This window comes from Devosia sp. LC5 (genome assembly GCF_000735585.1).
Lineage (GTDB): Bacteria > Pseudomonadota > Alphaproteobacteria > Rhizobiales > Devosiaceae > Devosia.
Genome location: NZ_JNNO01000010.1, coordinates 44,984 through 67,608, shown reverse-complemented (window position 1 = coordinate 67,608; position 22,625 = coordinate 44,984). Strand labels below are relative to the sequence as shown.

23 protein-coding genes and 2 tRNA genes are annotated in these 22,625 nt (G+C 62.5%); 18 read left to right on the top strand and 7 right to left on the bottom strand.

The features are described from left to right. Nucleotides 1–88 precede the first annotated feature (88 nt). Complete coding sequence (locus FF80_RS06690) at nucleotides 89–1,003, bottom strand: MBL fold metallo-hydrolase (protein WP_052153266.1); 915 nt, start codon at nucleotides 1,001–1,003, stop codon at nucleotides 89–91. Between the two features lie 89 nt (nucleotides 1,004–1,092). Here FF80_RS06690 and FF80_RS06685 point away from each other — a divergent pair, with 89 nt between their 5' ends. Next, the gene (locus FF80_RS06685; protein ID WP_035098819.1) at nucleotides 1,093–1,707 is read left to right on the top strand and encodes a biotin transporter BioY; all 615 of its coding nucleotides are present in this window, start codon (nucleotides 1,093–1,095) and stop codon (nucleotides 1,705–1,707) included. A 107-nt stretch (nucleotides 1,708–1,814) separates the two neighbouring features. Continuing rightward, nucleotides 1,815–2,015: a hypothetical protein gene (locus FF80_RS06680; protein WP_035098818.1), complete on the top strand. Its 201-nt coding sequence runs from the start codon at nucleotides 1,815–1,817 to the stop codon at nucleotides 2,013–2,015. A gap of 48 nt (nucleotides 2,016–2,063) precedes the next feature. Here FF80_RS06680 and FF80_RS06675 read toward each other — a convergent pair. After that, nucleotides 2,064–2,140, bottom strand: a tRNA-Pro gene (locus FF80_RS06675). Nucleotides 2,141–2,317: 177 nt separating this feature from the next. On the opposite strand from FF80_RS06675, the gene FF80_RS06670 reads away from it, so the two are divergent. The 7 genes from FF80_RS06670 (at nucleotide 2,318) to FF80_RS06640 (ending at nucleotide 7,661) form a co-directional block, all read left to right on the top strand. Then, a tRNA-Gln gene (locus FF80_RS06670) sits at nucleotides 2,318–2,392 on the top strand. A gap of 305 nt (nucleotides 2,393–2,697) precedes the next feature. Further along, the gene (locus tag FF80_RS06665) at nucleotides 2,698–3,723 is read left to right on the top strand and encodes an ABC transporter substrate-binding protein (RefSeq protein ID WP_035098816.1); all 1,026 of its coding nucleotides are present in this window, start codon (nucleotides 2,698–2,700) and stop codon (nucleotides 3,721–3,723) included. Between the two features lie 115 nt (nucleotides 3,724–3,838). Then, on the top strand, nucleotides 3,839–4,594 hold the full coding sequence (locus FF80_RS06660; protein ID WP_035098857.1) for an ABC transporter ATP-binding protein: 756 nt from the start codon (nucleotides 3,839–3,841) through the stop codon (nucleotides 4,592–4,594). Continuing rightward, nucleotides 4,591–5,412, top strand: coding sequence for an ABC transporter permease (locus tag FF80_RS06655; RefSeq protein WP_035098815.1), 822 nt, complete (start codon nucleotides 4,591–4,593; stop codon nucleotides 5,410–5,412). Before FF80_RS06660 ends, FF80_RS06655 begins: the two co-directional genes overlap by 4 nt. Before the next feature lie 135 nt (nucleotides 5,413–5,547). Next, the gene (locus FF80_RS06650; protein WP_052153265.1) at nucleotides 5,548–6,261 is read left to right on the top strand and encodes an MnmC family methyltransferase; all 714 of its coding nucleotides are present in this window, start codon (nucleotides 5,548–5,550) and stop codon (nucleotides 6,259–6,261) included. Nucleotides 6,262–6,416: 155 nt separating this feature from the next. Next, nucleotides 6,417–6,848, top strand: a complete 432-nt coding sequence (locus FF80_RS06645) for a CBS domain-containing protein (protein ID WP_035098814.1) — start codon at nucleotides 6,417–6,419, stop codon at nucleotides 6,846–6,848. 147 nt (nucleotides 6,849–6,995) lie between these two features. Further along, a complete protein-coding gene (locus tag FF80_RS06640) occupies nucleotides 6,996–7,661 on the top strand; it encodes a phosphoribosyltransferase (RefSeq protein WP_035098813.1) in 666 nt (221 codons plus the stop codon). 87 nt (nucleotides 7,662–7,748) lie between these two features. On the opposite strand, the gene FF80_RS06635 is transcribed toward FF80_RS06640, so the two are convergent. Both FF80_RS06635 and FF80_RS06630 read right to left on the bottom strand, forming a co-directional pair. Then, complete coding sequence (locus tag FF80_RS06635; protein WP_035098812.1) at nucleotides 7,749–8,666, bottom strand: esterase; 918 nt, start codon at nucleotides 8,664–8,666, stop codon at nucleotides 7,749–7,751. Nucleotides 8,667–8,896: 230 nt separating this feature from the next. Next, nucleotides 8,897–9,796, bottom strand: coding sequence for a 2-dehydro-3-deoxygalactonokinase (locus FF80_RS06630; protein ID WP_035098811.1), 900 nt, complete (start codon nucleotides 9,794–9,796; stop codon nucleotides 8,897–8,899). A gap of 126 nt (nucleotides 9,797–9,922) precedes the next feature. On the opposite strand from FF80_RS06630, the gene FF80_RS06625 reads away from it, so the two are divergent. From FF80_RS06625 to FF80_RS06585, 9 genes are all read left to right on the top strand, one after another. Further along, nucleotides 9,923–10,852, top strand: coding sequence for a dihydrodipicolinate synthase family protein (locus FF80_RS06625; RefSeq protein ID WP_035098809.1), 930 nt, complete (start codon nucleotides 9,923–9,925; stop codon nucleotides 10,850–10,852). Next, nucleotides 10,849–12,018, top strand: a complete 1,170-nt coding sequence (locus FF80_RS06620) for a mandelate racemase/muconate lactonizing enzyme family protein (protein WP_035098807.1) — start codon at nucleotides 10,849–10,851, stop codon at nucleotides 12,016–12,018. The genes FF80_RS06625 and FF80_RS06620 overlap by 4 nt, the downstream gene beginning before the upstream one ends. Nucleotides 12,019–12,041: 23 nt before the next feature. After that, a complete protein-coding gene (locus tag FF80_RS06615) occupies nucleotides 12,042–13,316 on the top strand; it encodes a sugar ABC transporter substrate-binding protein (RefSeq protein WP_035098805.1) in 1,275 nt (424 codons plus the stop codon). A gap of 69 nt (nucleotides 13,317–13,385) precedes the next feature. Next, nucleotides 13,386–14,642, top strand: coding sequence for a sugar ABC transporter substrate-binding protein (locus FF80_RS06610; protein ID WP_035098803.1), 1,257 nt, complete (start codon nucleotides 13,386–13,388; stop codon nucleotides 14,640–14,642). Between the two features lie 66 nt (nucleotides 14,643–14,708). Continuing rightward, nucleotides 14,709–15,665, top strand: coding sequence for a sugar ABC transporter permease (locus tag FF80_RS06605; protein ID WP_081917299.1), 957 nt, complete (start codon nucleotides 14,709–14,711; stop codon nucleotides 15,663–15,665). 11 nt (nucleotides 15,666–15,676) lie between these two features. Further along, nucleotides 15,677–16,507, top strand: a complete 831-nt coding sequence (locus tag FF80_RS06600) for a carbohydrate ABC transporter permease (protein ID WP_035098802.1) — start codon at nucleotides 15,677–15,679, stop codon at nucleotides 16,505–16,507. A 4-nt stretch (nucleotides 16,508–16,511) separates the two neighbouring features. Next, nucleotides 16,512–17,654: a sn-glycerol-3-phosphate ABC transporter ATP-binding protein UgpC gene (ugpC, locus tag FF80_RS06595; protein ID WP_035098800.1), complete on the top strand. Its 1,143-nt coding sequence runs from the start codon at nucleotides 16,512–16,514 to the stop codon at nucleotides 17,652–17,654. Between the two features lie 10 nt (nucleotides 17,655–17,664). Next, the gene (locus FF80_RS06590) at nucleotides 17,665–19,371 is read left to right on the top strand and encodes an SMP-30/gluconolactonase/LRE family protein (protein WP_035098799.1); all 1,707 of its coding nucleotides are present in this window, start codon (nucleotides 17,665–17,667) and stop codon (nucleotides 19,369–19,371) included. Beyond that, nucleotides 19,368–20,138, top strand: coding sequence for an SDR family oxidoreductase (locus FF80_RS06585; protein WP_035098798.1), 771 nt, complete (start codon nucleotides 19,368–19,370; stop codon nucleotides 20,136–20,138). The genes FF80_RS06590 and FF80_RS06585 overlap by 4 nt, the downstream gene beginning before the upstream one ends. A gap of 127 nt (nucleotides 20,139–20,265) precedes the next feature. On the opposite strand, the gene FF80_RS06580 is transcribed toward FF80_RS06585, so the two are convergent. From FF80_RS06580 to FF80_RS06570, 3 genes are read right to left on the bottom strand one after another with little or no spacing between them, the layout of a single operon-like run. Then, nucleotides 20,266–21,078 carry a GNAT family N-acetyltransferase gene (locus FF80_RS06580; protein WP_035098797.1) on the bottom strand — a complete coding sequence of 271 codons (813 nt, stop codon included), beginning with the start codon at nucleotides 21,076–21,078 and terminating at the stop codon, nucleotides 20,266–20,268. Next, nucleotides 21,075–21,809: an aspartate/glutamate racemase family protein gene (locus tag FF80_RS06575; protein WP_035098795.1), complete on the bottom strand. Its 735-nt coding sequence runs from the start codon at nucleotides 21,807–21,809 to the stop codon at nucleotides 21,075–21,077. The genes FF80_RS06580 and FF80_RS06575 overlap by 4 nt, the downstream gene beginning before the upstream one ends. Next, a complete protein-coding gene (locus tag FF80_RS06570) occupies nucleotides 21,806–22,624 on the bottom strand; it encodes an ABC transporter permease (RefSeq protein ID WP_035098794.1) in 819 nt (272 codons plus the stop codon). Before FF80_RS06570 ends, FF80_RS06575 begins: the two co-directional genes overlap by 4 nt. Nucleotide 22,625 lies beyond the last annotated feature (1 nt).

Genomic DNA, 22,625 nt, shown 5'->3' with positions numbered 1-22,625 from the left:
TGCCCACACTCACCCCATACGCGGTGTCATTCCCGCTTTCGCGGGAATGACACTGTGGTTGGATATGGGATCGGAGCGAGGACTGGGGCTACGCAGCCAGCCGGGTTCCAAACCACCCCCGCCGCACCTGCAGCAAGCCCTGCGCCTCCAGATATTCCACATGTGCTGTGATGGTCATGGCGGCCGCCCGCCGCACGATGAGCGATTGCGCCGGATAGATCGACTTCACCACCGCGCCAATGCTGCGCGCGCCAGACTTGACGGCGGCAAGGGTCTGTTCGTTCCGCCATTGGCGGTGTGCCAAGAGCGTTTTGGCATAGGCAGGACCATCGGCGATGGGGCCGCCATGGGCGGGGACATAAAGCCGATAGGACAGGGCGATGACCTTTTCCAGCGAGGCCAGATAATCGGCCATCGAGCCGTCCGGCACACTGACCAGGGTAGAGTTCCAGCCCATGATGTGATCGCCGCTGAGCAGGATATCCGTACCGGTGAGGCCGAACGCCAGGTGATTGGCGCAATGGCCCGGCGTGGCGTGGACCGTGAGCGTGCTATCCCCGGCGGGGATGGTTTCGCCGTCGAACAGGGTGCGGTCGGGCACCAGGTCCCAGTCGCAGGATTTGCGAATCGGGTTGCGTTCGAACCGGCGCAATGGGCGCGCCAGGCGATGCGGGCCGCCGAACCACAGCGGCGCGGCGAGCAGTCCGGCCATGCGGCGGGCCAGCGCGCTGTGGTCGCGATGGGTATGGGTGAGGATGATGGCCTCGACCGGCCGGCCGGCAATGGCAGCGGTGAGCGCGGCAACATGGGCCTCGTCTTCCGGGCCCGGATCCACCAAAGCCAGCCGCTCCCGGCCGATCAGGAAGCTATTGGTGCCGGTAAAGGTATAAGGGCTGGCATTGGGCGCGGTGATGCGCACGAGGCCCGGCGCCACGCTGATCGGCTGGCCGGTTTGGGGCGCAAAGGTCTTGTCATAGGCCGGGGAGGGGGCTGGTCTGGTCATTGCGCTGGCTTTGCCGAGAGACTAAGAAGTCAGGAGTAATGCGCGCCCCGGACGGGCGGCGCTTTGATTTGAAGCATGGAAGGTATGAAATGGCCGTGACTTTGACCACGCCCAACACGCTGCTCGGCGTATTCCAGCCCAAGGGCGACGCTGCCAAGCTGGCGTCCACTCTCGCCACATTGGTGCTCGGCACGCTGTTGCTGACCATTTGTGCCAAGATCAATGTGCCGGTCTGGCCCGTGCCGGTGACGCTGCAGAGCTTTGCCGTCGCTGCGCTCGCCGCCGCCTTTGGCGCCCGTATCGGGGTGGCCACCGTCGCGCTCTATCTCGTTGAAGGCGCGCTCGGCCTGCCGGTTTTCGCCCTCGGCGGCGGTCTTGCCTATCTGGTTGGTCCCACCAGCGGGTTCCTGTTCGGCTTCCTTCCCATGGCCGCCATTATCGGCTTTGCCGCCGATCGCGGCGCGTCGGGCAAGCCGCTGGCCCTGTTCGCCGCCATGCTGGCCGGCGGCGCGGTGATGTTTGCGCTGGGCTTTGCCTGGCTTCTTGCAATGTCCGGCCAGGCCGGCTGGATCGACCAGGCCAATATCGTGGGTTCCGCCTTCGCCAAGGCCGTACAACCCTTCATCATCTGGGACATGCTCAAGATGGCGCTGGCCGCCCTGACCGTGACCGGCGCCTGGGGCTTGTTCGGCCAGAAGCGCTGATCGTCTCCCCGATCGAAATTGAAAAAGCCGGTCCCGATGGGCCGGCTTTTTTGTTTTGGTGGCAACGCGAGGGGCTTGCGGCGCGTTGACTGGGCCGGAGGGTAAGAATGGCCAATCACTATGTCGTCGCTGAGCAGGATCGCTCCTGGCACTACAGCTTCAAGGGTGCGCTGGTGGGGCCTTATACATCCAAGCAAGCGGCCATCGCCGCCGCTATCGAGCAGGCCCAGGCCTCCGGCGACAGTGATATCGAAGTAGTGGTGCGCGACGCCAATCTGCGCTCGGAAACCGTGTGGCGGCCGAAATAGCTGCCGGACAAACAAAAACCCCGGCCTCTTGCGAGACCAGGGCCTGATTGGTCGGAGTAGAGTGATTCGAACACTCGACCCCCTGCTCCCGAAGCAGGTGCGCTACCAGGCTGCGCTATACTCCGTCAGGGATCGCGACAATCGGGGTCTGCGGCGGTGGGCTTATACCCGTCGCGCCATGTCGTGATTGGGCGCTTTATAGCGATGCTTCCTGCAGCGCACAAGCGCCTCGCCACGCGTTTTTCAACACCCTTCCAGCCATGTTGCGAAGCGCCACCAAACCGTGTACGAACCGCGCCAGTTGGGGTGTCGCCAAGTGGTAAGGCACCGGTTTTTGGTACCGGCATTCCTAGGTTCGAATCCTAGCACCCCAGCCAGTTTCCCAATAAGTAAGTGTCCGCTCAGATCGGATCCGAAGCTGGCCGACATTGCCTTCCGAGCAGGCGGGTGACCTGCTCGGCCATGGCAGGTTGGGGCCTTGCGTGGCCGTGCCCGAACGTATTTTGGAGATTGCAAGCTGCGCCGGATGGCTCACCATGATCATAACGAGGGCAATGAGCTAGTCGTCCTGATCATTACTTAGGCAATTGCAATTTCTGGCGCCGTCTTGCGCGTTTTATCCTTGCACTGGCAAATTCCGTGCGCTTTGTTTTGTGGAACAACAAACATTGGATCCACATTCATGCTGAATCGCAGGCTGTTTTCTGCCGCCACCCTTGCTGTATTTGCCCTGGCAGGCTTCGCCACAACGGCCTTTGCCCAGACCGCCGTCAAGCTGACGCTGGATTGGCGTTTCGAAGGCCCGGCGGCAGGTTTCCTGCTGGCGCAGGACAAGGGCTACTTTGCAGAAGAGGGCCTGGACGTGACCATAGACACCGGCAATGGCTCGGTGGAAGCCATTCCGCGCGTTGCCACCGGCGCCTACCAGTTCGGGTTTGGCGACATCAATTCGCTGATCAAGTTCCTCGATGAAGATCCGGCCCAGCCGGTCAAGTCGATCATGATGGTCTATGACAAGCCGGTGTTTTCGATCGTCGGCCGCAAGTCGCTGGGCATTACGGACGACCCGAAATCGCTGGAGGGCAAGACATTGGGTGCGCCGCCGCCGGATGGCGCTTTTGCCCAGTGGCAGGCCTTCATTCCGGCAGCCGGGATCGATGCTTCCACCATCACCATTGAGAATATCGGCTTCCCGGTGCGTGAGCCGATGCTGGCTTCGGGCGACGTGGATGGCGTGTTCGGCTTTGCCTTTTCGGTTATCCTCAACCTGATCGCCAATGGCGTGCCGGAAGACGATATTTCCACGATCCTGTTTGCCGACCACGGCCTCAACCTCTATGGCAATGCGATCCTGGTCAACGAGACCTTTGCCGACGAGAACCCCGACGTGGTGAAAGGCTTCCTGCGCGCGCTGGCCAAGGGCTTTGCCGATGCGGTGGCTGATCCGGCAGCGGGCGCTGCGGCCGTGCTGGCCCGCAATGAGACGCTGAATCTCGATACCGAAACTGCGCGCCTGACCATGGCCAACCAGATGAACATCAAGACGCCCTATGTGGTCGAAAATGGCTTTGGCGGCATCGACGAGGCCCGGCTCACCGCCTCGCTCGAAACGCTGAAACTGTCGCTCGGCCTCAAGGGTGCCGTGACCGCGGCGGACGTATTCGACGCGCAATATTTGCCGCAGGCCGAAGAGCGTATGCTGCCTTAGGGCAGGGCGCTTTCCGTTCCTCCCTTCGCAAAAGGGAGGAACGGCGCCGCGTGGTATCGAAGTTCTCTACAATAGCGGAACCGCCATGCCTTTGGTTTCCATCGAAAATGTCGACATGCGTTATGGCGGGCCGAGCGGGACGCTGGCTGTGAGCGGCCTTAACCTGAGGATCGAGCGCGGGGAGTTTGTTGCCGTAGTGGGGCCGTCCGGCTGCGGCAAGTCCACGTTGATGAAGCTGACGACCGGCCTGCACATTCCGCAAAGCGGCACCGTGATCGTTGCCGGTCAGGAAGTGAGCAAGCCGGTCTCGATCGTTGGCATGGCGTTCCAGAACCCGACCATGCTGCCCTGGCGCACGACGCTGGAGAATATCCTGCTGCCGCTCGAGATCGTGGAGCGGCACCGCCATCGTCTGCGGGCGCACAAGAAGGAATATGTCGAGAAGGCGGAAGCGCTGCTGGAAACGGTGGGTCTCAAGGGCTTTGGCGACAAGTTTCCCTGGCAGCTTTCCGGCGGCATGCAGCAGCGCGCCAATCTTTGCCGGGCGCTGATCCATGAGCCTGAACTGCTGATGCTGGACGAGCCATTCGGCGCGCTTGACGCATTCACCCGCGAAGAACTGTGGTGCGTGATCCGGGATCTGCATGCCAGCCAGGACGTCACCATCGTTCTGGTCACCCATGACCTGCGGGAGTCTGTGTTCCTGGCCGACAAGGTTGTGGTGATGAGTGCGCGTCCGGGTCGGGTTATTTCCGAACATGTCGTGCCGTTCGAGCGGCCACGGCAGCTCGACATTCTCTATCGGCCGGCATTCAACGAAATGGTGCAGGCGCTGCATGGCGAGATTGCCATCGCGAGGGTTGCAGCATGACCAATCTCGAAACCGTCACCGCCGTATCGGCCCCGCCGCCACCGCGTGCCGCGTTCAGGATCAACTGGCTTCGCCTGGCGCCGCTGCTCTACACGATCGGCCTGTTCGTGATCTGGGAAGTCGGGGTTAGGATCTCGGGCCTGCCGCATACGATTTTTCCGACGCCAAGCCGGGTATTCGAAGCGATCGCGCAATATTGGTCGCCGATCTGGAAGAACTCGCTGCAGACGCTTTACACCACGGTACTGGGCTTCCTCATCGCCGTCATTGCGGGGCTGGGGATAGGGCTGTTCATCGGCTGGTCCAAGACGATTTATGCCGGGCTTTATCCGATCATGATCGGATTCAATGCAATTCCCAAAGTGGCACTGGTCCCGATCCTGGTCATCTGGTTCGGCATCGGCACTGTACCGGCAGTGCTGACGGCTTTCCTGATCTCGTTCTTTCCCATTGTCGTCAATGTCGCCACGGGCCTGGCCACGATCGAGCCGGAGACCGAGGACGTCCTGCGGGCGTTGGGGGCAAAGAAGCTGGACATCATGCTCAAGGTCGGCATTCCGCGCTCAATGCCGTATTTCTTCGGTTCACTGAAGGTGGCAATCACGCTGGCCTTTGTCGGCTCGGTGGTCAGTGAAACCGTGGCCTCCAACAATGGATTGGGCAATATGATGGCGTCTGCCCAATCCAATTTCAACGTGCCGCTGGTGTTTGCAGGGCTCCTGATGCTCGCGATCGAGGGCATTGCCATGTATGCGCTCATGGCGTGGCTGGAGAAGCGGATGACCGGTTGGGCGCACCGCTCGACAATGAGCAATTGATCCGGGCAATGGCGCGCCACCACTCCGAACGCCGCGGCAAATAATAGGTCGGTTAGGTCGCGCGCGGCGCTACCGCCCTTGCGCTGCGCCGGCACACGCTGGATAGGTAATCCATAAATTGCCGAGAGAGTTGCCGTGAACCCCTGGGTCCTGATCGATACCGTTCCGCTGCCCGATGGCCGCGGTGACATCCGCCTGATCCAGCGCGCCGATGAATTCTCCATCATGCTGGGCACGATTGCCTTGATGAATAGTCGCCTCAGCGGGTCCGAAGAAGCCATGGCCGGGTTGGCAAGGGCGCGGATCAGTGACCGGCCGGATGCCCACGTGTTGATCGGCGGGCTTGGTATGGGCTTCACCCTGCGTGCGGCGCTCGCCGAGTTCCCCAAAACGGCTACCATCACCGTTTCCGAACTGATGCCTGCGGTCGTAGCCTGGGCGAAAGGGCCAATGGCCCCCATTTTCGGCGATTGCCTTGGCGATCCGCGTGTCGGCATAAAGGTCGTCGACGTGCGCCGATTGATCAATTCGGCCAAGGCGCGCTACGACGCCATCCTGCTCGACGTGGACAACGGCCCCGATGGATTGACTGTCGAGACCAATGACGCACTCTACAGCATGAGCGGCCTGAAAGCCGCCAGTGCTGCGCTACGCCCGGGCGGTGTGCTGGCAATTTGGGCCTCCGCACCCGACCGGGCCTTCACCCAGCGCCTGCAGCGCGCAGGCTTTACGGTCGAGGAAGAGCGGATCCGGGCCAATGGCAAGAGCCGAGGCTCTCGCCACGTCATCTGGCTGGCCACCCGCCCAGGCACGCACTCGCCTGAGTCCCGGCGTCGCGGAGAAATTTGAAGGCGCCATCGCCTCACGGCATTGGTCCGCACCAGACCGGGTTTGCTGTTTTTGGGGAACGAGCGAGCAAGATACACGTTGCCGCTAGGCAAACAGGTGATGCCAACGCGGCCTTGCAGCGGTCGCACCTGTTCCATTCCCGAAGGAGACTTGAAATGCTGGTCAGTGAACTGATGACACGCGACGTTCGCATAGCGGCTCCCAACGACACGATTGAACACGCCGCAGCAATGATGGGCGAAGTCGATGCTGGAGCTATCCCGGTTGGCGAGAATGATCGGCTCGTTGGCATGATTACCGATCGCGACATTGCCGTACGCGCGGTGGCGCAAGGAAAGCCGCCGCAGACCAGGGTGGGCGAGGTGATGAGTGCGGATGTCAAATATTGCTTCGAGGACGAAGCGATCGAGGACGTGGCCGCCAATATGGGCGGCATTCAGGTTCGCCGCTTGCCCGTATTGAATCGTGGCAAGCGTCTGGTTGGTATCGTCTCGCTTGGCGATCTGGCCGTTGAGCATGCGGCGCAGGCCAGTGCTGCCCTGAGCAATATTTCCGAGCCAGGAGGCCAGCACACCCAGACCGGCTGAGGCGGTGGCCTGCGAACTCTACGACGGGACAGGCATCCAGCGCCGAGGCGAGTATTTTCGTCTGGCACGCGACACACACTTCGCCAGCGACTCGCGGTTACCCGGCAATGAGGGTGACCGGTTTCGGCACTATCCGGGACGCGATCCATGATCACGCGCTCCCCACTATTTGCCGATCGGCAGGACGCAGGGCGACAGCTCGCCAAGGCGGTTGCGGCGTTGAATCCCGAACACCCGCTGGTCTTGGCCCTGCCGCGTGGGGGCGTGCCGGTTGCCGTCGAGATCGCCCGCGCATTGCACGCGCCGCTGGACCTGGTGCTGGTGCGCAAGATCGGTGCACCTGGGCACGAGGAATATGGCCTGGGCGCGGTGATCGATGGCAATGCCCCTCAAATCGTTCTCAACGACGAGATCATGCGATTGGTGAACCCGCCAGCCGGCTATGTGGAACGTCAGGCTCATGACGAACTCAAGGAACTTGAGCGGCGGCGCAAGGTTTATCTTGGTTCGCGCCCCCCGATCCCGCTCGTGAAGCGCACCGTGATCGTGGTGGATGATGGCATTGCCACCGGTGTCACTATGACGGCGGCGCTGAAGGGGCTGAAAAGGACTGGTGCCGCCGCCCGACTGATTCTGGCGGTCCCCACAGCGCCATTGGACGTTATCGAAGCGCTGAAGCCGGAGGTCGACGATATCGTTTGCCTGACGACACCAGAACCCTTTCGCGCGGTCGGTTTGCACTACGCCGATTTCAGCCAGGTTTCGGACGGGGAGGTGGTGACCCTGCTAAAGGAGGCGGAACTTTGGGTATAGGCCGCCCAAAGAAAATCGCACGGAAGACGCTGGGACCGAAAGGGTGGGACGCTAGTTGCGCCGCAGGCCGCCATGCCCTGCTTCAATTCAGGGCCGCGAGAAGGCTTTGAACGGATTGTGGTGGGTGAGTTGGACAATCATTTCCTGCGATAGTCCACGGTCGGCCAGCAAGGGAATGAGTTCGGTGCTGACCACGGTATAAGGCTTTGGTACGCCGCCATTCGGCAGCGCGGGATCGAACCAGCCGCGGTCGTGGCTGATCAGCAATTGGTCGCCGAGACCGGCTTCGAGGGCTCGCAGGATCAGGTCGGCGCTGTCGCTAACCGGAACGGCACCGACATTGTCATATTCGATCCAGGCGCCGCGCGCGGCAATTTCGCGGTGCAGCGAAAAGTCGGGTTCAGCCTGGGTGTGGATGGACACGAAGCGGCTGGGTGAGCCGCCTTCGGCTTCGATAATATCGAGTTGGTCCATCACCACCCGGCCGCGGATGGTATGGCTGCCGATCAGGGCGCCGGTTATTGTCGAGGCGCGGGTGGCGGCGCGCAATATCCGTTTCTCGAGGTCAGTGATGCCGTCATCACCCGCGCTGATCTTGATCCAGCCGGCGAGCATGCCGGTTGCTTCGATCCCGTCCCGTAGTTCGGACAGCATCCAATCATGAAGCGCGGTTTCACTGGCGTCGTGCACCCATGCAGGAATCCAGGGTTCACGATAATTGCCGGTGGGAACGACGATCGGAAAGCCTGTGGCCCGGCTGACGGCAAGATCGATATCGGCCCGCCGTCCGACCCCGCCAGTTGAGCACTCGACCAGCGCGGTCACGCCCAGCGCCTTGATGGCCTCGATCTGCGGAACCATCAGGGCCAGCACTGCCTCAGTTTCGGCCTGGGCATAACCAGGCTGGTCTGGCGTTCGCAGATCGACGAAAACATGCTCGTGCGGCAGAATCATGCCGAGCTGTTCGGCCCGCATCTTCCCCAGTGTTGTGTAGAGGTACCGCATCTTGAAACTACCATTCTGGGGGTGAGCTATCTGGATCAATAGTGGAGCAGCAATCCTTGAGAATTGCCGGGCCTCTGCTTCATCTGCGGCGATAGCTTCCAACGATATGTATCTTAGCCACATAGTTGAAACGTTCGCAACTGCGCCGCGAGTTGCACTGAACGAGGAATTTTGGCCCGAAGATGTCGCGAAGAACGCCTGAAAGGGCGCCGCCGCATTACTTCCCCAGATCAGGGCAGCCGGCTTGCAAGTTTTGCGTGCAGCCGCGCAAAACTTGGGGCGGTGGCGGCGGCCACTGATTGTGCGGCGATGCCGCGAAGTTCGAGCGCTCTCTGATATCGCAGCGCTTCCGGGCTGGCGCCCACGACCAGAACAGATGCCTCCTGCAACGGCCATTCGGCCTGGGCTTCGGCGATTTCCGCGCCGGCCAGGAGGCCCGCAATATAGCCGCTGATTTCGCCTGGTGGCATACGATCGAAGAGCACGAGACTGCGCGCGGAAAAAATACGGCGCAGCGGGCCGCCCGGCAGGTCGCCGAGCCATGACGTGCGCAGGCCGCGCTCGAACCCGGTGCCGTCAATGGTGGCCACGGGCGGAATGAGCCGGCCGACGAGCGAATCCTTGCGCAACAGATTGGCTATTTCGCCGCCCATATAGGTCGCCAGGCCAGTGATGCGACCGTCCTTGATAGCTACATATTTCGTGTGCGCGCCTGGCAGGATCACCACCGCGCTGGCCATGCCGTCGCCAGCCGCAAGTGCCTTGAGTTCTTCGCCTCGCATCACATCGGGCAGCGCGCCCGCGGCCGATATTCCGGGCAGGAAGATGTGCGGGATAGTCTCGCCCTGCACAATGGTCGCCGCGCCGGCAAGGTCGGCAAACCCGGCGGGGGCCGGCACGAAGCCGGTTTCGCGCCAGCCATTGCGGGCCGTCACCATGCCCGAAAAATAGACCGCCTCGGCTTGTCTGAGCCAGCCAGCGGGCAGCAGTTCCGCACAGCGCGCCGCAAAATCGCGGTCGGCGACCGCGTTGGTTCCCACTGGGTGATGTGTCTGCGCCAGAACCGTGCCGCCATTATCGATCAGTTCCGCGCTAAAACTCGATGACGTCCATTCTACACCGATCAGCATGGTCACTCCTTGCATGGGGACAGTGGACCGCGCGGGTCGCCCTTGACCGCTAGCACAGCTCATGTATGTTGTTCCACATAAAAGAAGAAGGTTCCATATAATGGAACTAAAGGAGGATCGCCAGATATGCTGCTCGGGGTATTGCCAGTTCTGCCAACGCCGTTTGCCGCCGAAGGCGGGGTCGACCCGGCCGCCATGGCGCGTGTGACGGCTTTTGCGCTTGACGCCGGCGCGGATGGTGTCGTGTTCCCGGGGGTGGCGAGCGAGTTCGATTACCTGGGCGCAGATGAGCGGCAGATGCTCGTGGAGGTGGTGGGCAGGACGCTGGCGGGCCGCAAACCCTTCATCGTCGGCGCCAGCGCTGCGACCCCTGCGGAGGTGATAGCCTTCTGCCGGAGCGGCAAGGCCGCAGGCGCCAGCGCCGCCATGGTGATGGCCCCCGCCAGCGTCGGGAGCGATCTCGCTGCGCTCATCGCCTTCTTCTCGGCGGTTGCGGCGGACGGCGGGCTCGACCTGATCCTGCAGAATGCACCCGCTCCAGTTGGCTCCGGCCTGCCGGTGGCCACGATTGCCGAAGTGGTCAAGGCCGTGCCCGCCATCCGCTATGTCAAGGAAGAAACCCTGCCATCGGGGCCGCGTATCACGGCGCTGATTGAAGCCACGGGTGATCGGCTCGCGGGCGTCATGGGTGGTGGCGGCTCGCGTTACGTGCTTGACGAGTTACAGCGCGGCGCCGTTGCGCTGATGCCCGCCGTCGAGATCGCCGATCTGCATGCGGACCTGTTCCGGGCCTTTACGGACGGGCACATCGAGCGGGCGCGCGAGCTCTATATCCGGTCGCTGCCGATCCTTTTGGTGCAGATGATCTATCGGATGGCGCTGACCAAGGAAGTGCTGGTGCGCCGGGGCGTTTTTACCTCCGCCACAGTTCGCGCGCCGCTGCCGGCATTTGATGCGCAGGGCCGTGCGGAAATCGACATGATGCTGGCAGAGATTGCCGATCTGCTGACAGTAGTGCCGGCAGAGACGCTACGCGCTGTGGGAGAGGCAAGATGACCAGCCGCATCAAATCCGTCGAAAGTTTCACCATCCAGATCGCCCGCCAGGATGAGCCCTATCTGGGCGGCCCCAAGCCGGGCGAGGCCACTAATGCGGCCGGATATTTCGTTCGCGGCGGCAACCGTACGGTCTACCCGATCAAGGATCGCACGGTGATCTGCCGCATCGAAACGGTGGATGGTACGGTGGGTTGGGGTGAGACCTATGGCATCGTAGCGCCGGCCGCGGTGATGGCGATCATCGATGATCTGCTTTCTGGTTTTGTCATTGGCCGCGACCCATTCGATGTCACGGTGATCTATGAAGATCTCTATGACCTGATGCGTGTGCGCGGCCATGATGGCGGCTATTACCACGATGCCCTGGCGGCGGTGGATATTGCCCTTTGGGACATCTGCGGCAAGCTGCGCAACGCCCCGGTCGCCAAGCTGCTGGGCGGCGTCCGCCACGCCGAAATTCCCGCCTATGTGTCGGGCATTCCCGGGCCTTCGCTGGCCGAGCGCGCCGCCTTTGCCAGGAGCTGGCAGGACAAGGGCTTCAATCAGTTCAAGTTTGCCTCACCCCATGCCGATGACGGCGTGGTCGCCGAGTTCCGCTCGTTGCGCGAAGCGCTGGGGCCAACGGCCATGATTGCCGCGGACCTGCACTGGACGCTGTCTGATGTCGAGACCATTGCGCTGGCGCACCAGTGCCTGCCGTACAATCCCTGGTTTCTCGAAGCGGTCTGTAAACCCGAGGACATCGAGGGCATTGCCCGGGCGGCCGAACATGCTCCAGCGCTGATCGCCGCCGGCGAGGAATGGCGCACGGTATTCGACGTGCGCCGCCGGCTTGAGGCCGGGCCGCTGGCCATCATCCAGCCTGAAATGGGCCATGTCGGCATCACCGCGTTCCACCGCATGGGCTTGTTTGCGGCGGCGCATCACCGTGCGGTCATTCCACACGCCACTATCGGCACCGGCATATTCCTTGCGGCGAGCCTGCAGGCCAGCGCGGTGCTGCAGAATGTCCGCGCCCACGAATTCCAGCACTCGGTGATGGCGCGCAACGCGCCCTACATCACCACTGCCCTCGAAGTGAAGGAGGGACGCTACATCGTCCCTGACGCACCCGGCATCGGCGCCGAACCATCGGCCGAGGCCATCGCCATCATGCACAAGTAACAATGACAATCGGGAGGAACGTCATGAAACTTACCAGCAAACTTACCAAGACCTTGGCCAGCCTGTTGCTGGCTGGCACCATTCTGCTGCCGGGCGTCGCCGCCGCCCAGACCACGCTCAGTTTCGTTTCCTGGCAAAAGGGCGAAAAAGGCTATGGCGATTGGTGGGATCTGCTGATCAAGGAATTCGAGGCCACCCACCCCGACGTCAAAATCGATTTCACCCTGGTGCCGCGCGATGGCTATAGCGACGCCATGATCACCCAGTTCGCGGCCGGTGCCCCGCCCGATATCGTGCACCTGACGTCGTTCGAATATCAGACCTTTGCTGAAAACGGGTGGCTGGAAGACCTGGATCCCTGGATCGAGAAATCCGGCATGGACCTGACCGGCTGGGCCGGCCAGGGCGCCTGCACCTGGGATGGCAAGACCCAGTGCATCATGATGCTCTATTTCGGCTATATCCTGGCCTATAACGAAGCCTTGTTGAACGAGGCCGGGATTGCCGTTCCCACCAACTGGGACGAGTTCCTGGCCGCTGCCCGCGCCACCACGATCGACCGCGATAATGATGGTATCAAGGATGTCTACGGCACCGGCGTCCATCTCGCCACCGCCAATTCCAGCTATACCAATGACGTGCTGATGTATGTGCTGTCGGCTGGCGGACGCTGGACCAATGCCGAGGGCAAGGTAACCATCAACACGCCCGAAGTCATCGAAGGCATCAACCGCTGGCGCATGCTGGTGGAGGAAGAGCTGACCCCGCTCGGCATGGTGGGCGGCGATACCGACCAATTGTTCATGGAAGGCAAGGTCGCCATGCGCATCAACGGGCCATGGATCAACGGCTTCGTGCAGCGCGCCGAACCCGGGATCCAGGAGAACCTCAAGTTCGCTGCCGATCCGCTGTCGCCCCCGCTCGGTGGCTCCTCCAACGTTTTGACGCTGGCGTCCGAAACCCCGGCCGAAAAGCAGGAACTGGCCTGGGAGTTCATCCAACTCGCCACCAGCCAGAAGTTCCAGGAGCTTTATTCCGAACTTGGCGCCTCGCCGGCTCCCAAGCCTGGCGCGGTGAGTGAAGCCGCCTTCAAGGCGGTGCCGCATATGCAATTGCTGATCGATGCTTCCGCCGCTGCTTCGGCCGCCGGTGTCGACCGCATTCCCACCGGGCTCGAAGCGCAGAACAACGAGTTCACCAAGATGGCGGCGGAAGAGCTGCAGCGCATGCTGATCGAAAAGCTGCCGACCGAAGACGTCGTGGCCGTGATCCAGCAAAAGGCCGAAGCCCTGCAATAGCAGGCGCATGGAGGTCGCCCCGATATGGGGCGGCCTCATCCATCACCCGCAGATTTCGAGGAGGAAACGATGCGGAGATATGCCTTGCCCGGCCTGCTGCTCGGGGCGCTGATGAGTTCGGTCGCGCCTGCAACAGCCGAAACGCTGACCTTTGTGACCTGGCAATTGACCGAGGACACCTACGGCCCCTGGTGGGAAGCGGTGATCGCCAAGTTCGAGGAGACTCATCCCGGCGATACGATCGAGGCGACGCAGATCGCCCGGCAGGAATTCGCCGATACGATGATGACCCAGTTCGCGGCGGGCGCAGCGCCCGACATCGTCCATCTGGCCTCGTTCGAATATCAGCCCTTTGCCGAAAACGGCTGGCTGGAAGATCTGGGCCCCTGGATCGACAAGGCCGGTCTCGATCTCAATGGCTGGGCCGGGCAGGGGCTCTGCACCTGGGACGGCACCACGCGCTGCATCAACATGCAGTATTTCGGCTACATCATGGGCGTGAACCAGGCGCTTCTCGACGCTGCCGGTGTGCCCGTGCCGACCAATTGGGACGAGTTTATCGACGCGGCCCGCAAGCTGACGCAGGACACGGACGGCGACGGCATTACCGACGTCTATGGCACGGGCCTGCATTTGGCAGCGGGTAATAATTACCTCAACGACATGCTCAATTTTGTGCTCCACGCCGGCGCCAGCTGGACGACGCCGGAGGGCGTTCCGGCGATGGACACGCCCGAAATGATCACCGCCATTGAGCATTGGACAACGTTGATCAAGGAGGGGCTGGTGCCCGCCGATACAACCGGCGGCGATGCGAGGCAACTCTTCGTCGAAGGCAAGGTGGCAATGCGCATCGAAAATCCTGGCTTGGCTGGCGTGATCGAGACGACCGCTTCCGACGAGATCAAACCATCGCTCAAGCTCGTGCCATCGCCGTTCGATCCGCCGGTTGGCGGCGCCTCGGCAGTGCTGACCATGCCGGCCGAACTCTCCGATGAGAAAAAGCAACTTGTCTGGGACTTCATTGCCGTCGCGACGTCGCAAGAAATGCAGGAGCTGTTCTCCGAAATCGTCGGTGCACCGGCGCCGCGTCCGGGTTCGGTTACGCAGGCCGTGCTGGATTCATCGCCGGAATATGGCCTCGTCGTCGAAGCCATGAACAAGGCCGCCGCCGCCGGTGTCGATCGCGTCCCGGTGGGCCTTGAGACCCACTACAACGAAATCGCGGCCATCGTGCGCGAAGAAATCCAGCGCATGCTGATCGAGGACCGTTCTGCGGCCGACACAGCAGCCACGTTGCAGGAGCGCTTTCTTGCCCTGCAATAATCACTTCGCCGGTGCGGTGGACACTCACTGGGCCGGCATCGATATCGCTAGGAAAATGGTGAGATCATGAGCGAGTTCAGCCAATCACGGCCAGCGGCCCCAATCGTGCGGCGCTCGCATGGATTGTTCGGGATCGACCTGGCGAGCCCTCGCCATGCCAACAAGCTCGGCTATCTGCTGCTGGCGCCGGCCGCTTTGCTGATCCTGGCCATTCTGGTCTATCCGATGCTGCTGGCGATCGATCTCAGCTTCCACGACGTCAAGTTCGCCACGCTGTCGTTCGGCGCCGACGATTATACGCTCAAGAATTACCAGCGGTTGTTTTCCTCGCCCGAATTCTGGAACGCCATTCGCACCACCTGCATGCTCCTGCTGGTCGTCACCAGCATCTCTCTTTGTGTTGGCATGGGCACGGCTCTGCTGGTCAATCAGCAATTCCGCGGCCGCAGCTTTGCGCGCATGCTGATTGCCTTGCCCTGGGCAGTGCCGGAAGTCGTCGCTGTGGTCACCTGGGTGTGGATTCTGGATGCCTCCTTCGGCGTGCTCAATTGGCTGCTGCTCAAGGCCGGTCTGATCGGTGGACAGGTCAGCTGGTTCTCCTCCCCCGGCAGTGCCTTTTCCGCCGTTACCATGGTCATGGTGTGGAAGGGCTATCCGTTCATTTCGATCATGATCCTGGCCGGGTTGCAGTCCATCCCCGAGGAATTCTACCAGGCGGCCAAGGTCGATGGCGCCAATGTGTTCCAGCGCTTCATCTGGATCACCGTGCCGTGCTTGGCCCCCGTGCTGGGTGTCACGCTGGTGCTCACCGTGCTCTGGGTATTCCGCGATTTCTCGATCATCTATGTGCTGACCGGCGGCGGACCTGTCGGTGCCACCGAGACACTGGCGATCATGACCTATGAGGAAGCCTTCTCCTTCTTCCGCATGGGTTACGCTTCGTCCATCGGCGTGGTCACCCTGCTGATCTGCGCCGTCATCAGCGCCTTCCTGGTCAAAAAGACCAGTCACGCGATCTATTAGGAGGCGCCGCGATGAAACGCACTCTGCTCCAGTCCATCCTGCTCTATGCCACGGTCATCGTGGTCTGCGGCTTCCTGCTGTTTCCTATCTACTGGATGATCATCACCTCGCTGGCGCCGGCCAGCGCGCTGCGCAGCTTTCCGCCCCAATTCTGGCCGGCCAATCCGCAATGGAGCACCTATACCAACCTGATTTTCAACACCGACATGCCGCGCTGGCTGTTCAACTCGGCCTTGGTCGCCATCGTCTCCACCGCGATTTCGCTGCTGGTCTCGGTGCTGGCCGCCTATAGCCTGTCGCGCTACACGATGAAGGGCGGCGAGGCGGTCGGGCTGTTCATCCTGATGAGCAAGATGCTGCCCGCGACCATGCTGATCATTCCCCTGTTCGGCATTTTCCGCAGCCTGGGGCTGATGGGCTCGCTCTGGTCGCTGATCATCGCCCATGCCACTGCCATCGTCCCCTTCGCCACCTGGATGCTGAAGGGCTATTTCGACTCCATCCCGCAGGAGCTCGAACAGGCGGCACAGGTCGATGGCTGCACGCCCTGGGGGGCGTTGTTCCGGGTCATTCTGCCGGTCTCGGCGCCCGGCCTCGCCGCTACAGCGCTCTATGGCTTCGTGCTGTCCTGGGCCGACTATCTCTATGCCCGCACTTTCCTGGCCAGTGCCACGCACAATTGGACGGCCAATATCGGCATTGCCACCTTCAAGGGCGAATACCAGACCGACTGGAACGTCATCATGGCGGCGTCACTCCTGGCGGCCCTGCCCATCATGCTCGCCTACCTGTTCCTGCAACGCTATCTCGTCGGCGGCCTGACCGCTGGCTCGGGGAAATAGACCCATGGCCGACATTCAGATTCAAAATCTCAGCAAGTCCTTCGGTGCTTTCAATGCCCTCAAGGACATGTCCCTCCAAATCAATGATGGCGAGTTCGTGGTTTTTGTCGGACCCTCGGGTTGCGGCAAGTCGACCGCGCTCAAAATCCTCGCCGGGCTCGAAGCCGCCAGCGGCGGCCGCATCATCATCGGCGGCGAGGACGTAACCGAGCTTGCTCCCGGTAAGCGCGACATCGCCATGGTGTTTCAGAATTATGCGCTCTATCCGCACCTGACCGTCCGCCAGAATATCGGCTTCGGCCTCAAGATGCGGAATACCGACAAGGCCGAGATCAATGCCCGCGTCGAGCGTGCCGCGCAGGCGCTGGAAATCACCGACCTGCTCGACCGGCGTCCCAAGGCCCTCTCGGGTGGGCAGCGCCAGCGTGTCGCGCTGGGCCGGGCCATCGTCCGCGAGCCGCGCGTCTTCCTGATGGATGAGCCATTGTCCAATCTCGACGCTGCCCTGCGCGTGCAGATGCGCGCCGAGATCACCGCCCTGCAGCGTCGCATCGGCGTCACCACCATCTATGTGACGCATGACCAGACCGAAGCCATGACCATGGCAGACCGCATCGTCATCATGCGGCGTGGCGTGGTGCAGCAGATCGGCACCCCCGATGAGCTGTTCAATCGACCCAACAATATCTTCGTGGCCGGTTTCATCGGATCGCCCTCGATGAACTTCATCACCGGCACCCTGGCGCGCGACGACAAGGGCGTCTTCATCGAGGCTGGTGGCCTGCAATTGCGACCTGAAGGCGCAGTGGCGCATGCCGCTTCGGCCTATATCGGCAGAAGCGTCATCTGCGGCATTCGCCCGGAAGCGCTGGGGCTTGCCGCGCCCAATGAGGCGGCACTCGAAGTCGAACCCATGCTGGTGGAAAGCCTGGGCAGCGAGGCCTATGTGCATTTCCGCCTGCCGGGCCATCAGGTTGCAATCCCGGTGGCGGGCGAGCATGAGCACGAGGGCCGTGCCTCGGGCACACTGATTGCCCGGCTCTACGATGTGGACCAGTCGCTGATCGGCAGGCAGGTACGGTTGGCGATCAAGCCAAACACTTCCATACACCTGTTCGATCCGGCTACAGAAGAAGCCATCAAGTAGCGGGATCAGCATGGCAATAGAACTCAAGCGCATCGGCGAGCACGAGATGCCCCAGGGCACCTCGGCGCTCGGCAAGGGTCTCTACGTTCTCGACCTGCTTGGCGAAGTGGACCGGCCGCAGCGCTTCACCCAGTTGATCAAGCTCACGGGCTTTCCCAAGGGGACGCTGCACCGCATTCTTGAGGCCTTGCTGGAATTCCGGCTGATCCGCTTCAACGAGGCCGACCAGACCTATCGGCTGGGACCGCGCCTGTTCGAACTGGCCCACAAAGTGTGGGATGAATTCGACCTGCGCGGCGCTGCGGCGCCAGAGCTGGATCGGCTGGCCGACATGACCAGCGAAACCGTGTCGCTCTGCGAGCTGGAAAACGGCTCGATCCTTTATATCGATCGGAGGCTATCCGCCGATGCCTTCGGCTTCCGCATCGAGGTCGGCCGGCGCGCGCCGCTGCATTGCACTGCGGGGGGCAAGGCCCTGCTGGGCTTCCTGACGCCGCATCGGCAGCGCGAGCTGATCGCCGAACTGCGCGCCTCCAATGACCCGGCCAAGGTGCCGGGCAACGAGGCCGAACTGCTGACCGACCTGGCGCTGACCCGGGCCCGCGGCTATGCGCTTTCGATCGAGGAGCATGTGGCTGGCGTCGTCTCGGTCGCCGCCCCCGTACTCGATCACCGCCATGAGCCCATTGCGGCCATCGGCGTCTCCGGCCCGCGCGAGCGGCTGCCGATCGATCGCCTGCACATTATCGGCCGCGATCTGATGGAGGCCGCACGCCGCATTTCTGGCAATGTCGGAGCCACCGCCATGAGCATCACTGCGCCCGAGCGCCCGCGCGCGCTGGTTCACGCCAATGCCGAATGTGTGCTGCCGGTCGCGGCTCATCTGGGCGAAGGGCCGACCTGGAGCGAGCAGGACGGCAAATTGTTGTGGCTCGATATCCTGTCGCCCAGCGTCCACGCCTTCGATCCCGCCAATGGGAATAATACCACCACCAAGATGTCGCGCATGGTCACCTCCATCGCGCCGCGCCTGGGTGGCGGGCATGCCGTCATGACGCAGAACGGGCTGGAACTGCTCGATATCGCCAGCGGCGCGCTGACCCCAGTGGTTGATCCGGAGGCCGACATTGCCACCAACCGGTTCAACGACGCCAAGTGCGACCGGCGTGGCCGGTTCTGGGCGGGCAGCATGGCGCTCGACGCCTCGGGACCGTCGGGGAGCCTTTACTGCATCGAACCCGATGCCAGCTGGCGCCGCGTCGATACCGGCTTCACCGTCTCCAACGGCATGGGCTGGAGCCCCGACGACAAGATCATGTACTTCGCCGATTCCGCGCTGGGCTGCATCTTCGCCTATGACTTCGATCTTGCTGCCGGCACCATAGCCAATCGCCGCGTCGTCGTGCAGATCCCGCCCTCCGAGGGCAAGCCGGATGGCATGAGTGTCGATGCCGAAGGCTATCTCTGGGTGGCTGTCTGGGACGGCTGGGCGGTGCGCCGCTACGCACCCGATGGACGGCTTGATCGTGTCGTCGGCGTGCCCGTGCCGCGCCCATCGAGCTGCGCCTTTGGGGGCCCCAATCTCGACCGTCTCTACATCACCTCCGGGCGCATCCGCCTCGCCGAGCGCATGCTGGTGGAAGCACCCCTATCGGGCGGCCTTTTCGCCTTCGATCCGGGCGTGCGCGGCCAGCGGGGCGGGGCCTTTGCCGGATGAGCCGGGAGAACAGCTATCATAGCCTTGCCGGCAAGCCGGTCATCGTCACGGGTGGAGCAGCGGGTATCGGCAAAGCCATGGCTTTGGCCTTTGCCCGGCATGGCGCCCTTGTCGGCATTATCGACCGCAACGTCGAGGGCGCCGAGGCAGCGCGTGACGCGATCGTGGCCACAGGCGGAACCGCTGCAGCAACCGGCGCCGATGTAGCCGATATCCCGGCTCTTATCGCCGCCATATCGACGCTGCGCCAGCAACTTGGGCCGATCCAAATTCTGATCAACAATGCCGGCCACGACGAGCGCCACGATTTCGAAACGGTGACGCCCGGCTACTGGGATGATCGCATGGCCGTAAATCTGCGGCATCTGGCATTTGCGGCCCAGGCCGTCACGCCGGACATGAAGCAATCGGGGGGCGGCACCATTATCAACCTGGGATCGACCTCCTGGATGCAAGGGGCTGCCGGGCTCATCGCCTATGGCACGGCCAAGGCGGCCATCGGCGGCTTCACTCAATGCCTCTCTCGCGACCTTGGCCCATATGGAATCCGCGTCATGTGCATTGCGCCCGGGCGCACGCTTACCGAGCGGAGCCAGGCTTCGGCAAATGATCCCGCCTATATCCGCGAAACGCTGGGCCGCCAGGCGATCCAGCAATTGGTTGCCCCCGAGGATATAGCCCGCCTCGCCCTCTGGCTCGCCTCCGACGACGCCAGGATCATGTCCGGTCAGACCATCATTGCCGATGGCGGGCATATCCAGCGCTGAGGCTGGCTGGCCGCCATGAGGGCCGCTCGCAATAATGCGGGTCGGGTGAATTGCGCGGGCACATTGGCCATGATTTGTCCCCCGCGATCAGACGGGCCGCCTCGCGGAAACAGCCTAGCGCCTTTGGTCAGCCGAGTTCGAGGCTGGAGATGCCGAAGACAGCGGGCATGTGCATAGAAGGTGGCTTGCCCCTGTACATGCGGCGCGTTGTGAAACCCTTCCGGAAGCCAAGCCTCGATAAGTTTGAGAGCCATTCAGTCTGGAAGGCCGGGACGTCGATATGGATGGTGCCGGATTGGGCGGTCAGGATGTTGGTGGCAGCATGCATCGTATGGGCGAAGAGAGGGCCGATCTTGGAGCCCTCGCGGCACGGACGGCGCACGGCGTAGCCGTCGATCGTGCCGCCGGTTCGGTGCACAAGGCTATGGCGCGGTGGGGCGAGCCAATGCCGCAAAAAGGCATCGCGTGGGGCGGGGAAGCATAGGCGGTCCAATTCGCGGATCTCGTTGAGATATCCGGGCGAGGGGCTTTGGAGATGGGCGGGGCGGTCGGGCAATGTTCCGCTCATGCGGATGGTTTCATAGACCGGCACGAAACCCATGCTTGCGTAATTGGCTTGCTGCTCAGCTACCCCATCGAGCCCTACGGTGCGGGAGCCAAGGTGGGCCATGGCAGTATCCCACACGGCCTTGCCGTGACCCTGTCCGCGCCAGTCGGGATGGCAGATATAAAGACCGATGAAACCAAAATGGGCGTCATAGGCGACAGCGGAGATGCCGGCGACCATCTGCTCGCCGACAAAGGCGCCGAAAAACCCACCGGGATCGGCGGCGTGGAAAGGCTGCGCATCGTCAAGCCCGGGATTCCAGCCTTCGGCGGCCGCCCAATCCAGCAGGTGCTGGATTTCTGCCAATGTCAGCGTGCGAATGGTCCGGTTCATGCGGGAGCAAACTCGGCTAGCGCGCCATCATAGCGCTTGACCAGAGGCGCGGCATAGGCGCCGCGTTTGCTGGTCGTCAACCCCAGCGCCACCAAGGCCTCGGCCTGTTTCACCGCTGCGCCAACGCCATCGATGACTGGCAGCCCGAATTCCCGGCTCAGGGTTTTGGCGAGGTCCGCCATGCCGGCGCAGCCCAGCACGATGGCTTCGGCATTGTCCTCGGCAATGGCGCGAACGATTTCGCTGCGCAGCTGGTCACGGGCACCTGAATTGGGGTCTTCAAGCGAGAGCACCGCGATATTGGCAGCGCGAATGCGGGCACGGCCAGTCATGCCATAACGATGCGCCAGTTCCTCGATCGGCACGAGCGAGCGCTCCATCGTCGTCACCACGGTGAAACGCTTGGCGATGAAGGCGGCTGTCGCCAGTGCCGCCTCGCAGATACCGACTACCGGTATACGCACCATGGCACGGGCAGCATCGAGCCCAGTATCGTCGAAGCAGGCAATCACCGCCGCGGCGGCGCCTTCGCGCTCGGCCCTGCCGATCTCGCGCAACAGGCCGGGCAGGGCGAAGGCTTCGTCATAATAGCCTTCGATCGACACCGGGCCCATGCTCGAGGTCACCGGAACGACCTCGGTGGTTGGCGCCGCCACCAGCCGCGCGGCATGGGCGATGGTCGCCGTCATGCTGGCGGTGGTGTTGGGGTTGATGACGGCGATGCGGTTCATGATTGAGCCCGCCGGCGATTGACCCACAGGATGGTGCCGAGCGTGACCAGGATGACGAGGAATGAGAACAGTGTCGTCACCGTGCCCAAGGCATAGAGCACGGGCGTCGTGACATTGGTGGTCATGCCGTAGATTTCGAGCGGCAGGGTGTTGGAACTGCCCGAGGTCATCAGCGTGCGGGCGAATTCGTCATAGCTCAGCGAAAAGCCGAAGAGGCCAACGCCGATCAGGCTGGGGGCGATCATGGGGAGAACCACATGATAGAAGGTCTGCCATGACGAGGCCCCGAGGTCGCGCGCTGCCTCCTCGTAGGCGGACGAAAAGCGGTTGAACACGGCGAACATGATCAGCACGCCAAACGGCAGCGTCCAGGTGAGATGGGCGCCGAAACCCGAACTGAACCAGTTGGGCTGGATGCCGATCTGCTGGAACAGAACGCCTATGCCGAGCGACACAATGATCGAGGGCACGACGAGGCTGGCGACCGTAAGATAGAACAGCGGCGACGCACCAAGGAATTTGCGGCGGAAGGCAAGCCCGGCGAGCAGCGATACCAGCACTGTTGCGATCATCACCATCAGGCCCAGCGCCAGCGAGCGGCCAAAGCTGGCGCCGAAATTGCCGACGGCCTGGGTCTCGAACAGGTTCTGGAACCAACGGAGGGAGACGCCATTGAGCGGAAAGGTCAGCCCGCCCTGCGGCCCCTGGAAGCTGAGGATGAACACGGCGGAAAGCGGACCATAGAGGAACAGCACGAACAGTATGAAGAGAGCTGCCAGCATATAGAATCCGGGGGTGCGTTTCTCGCTGCCCATC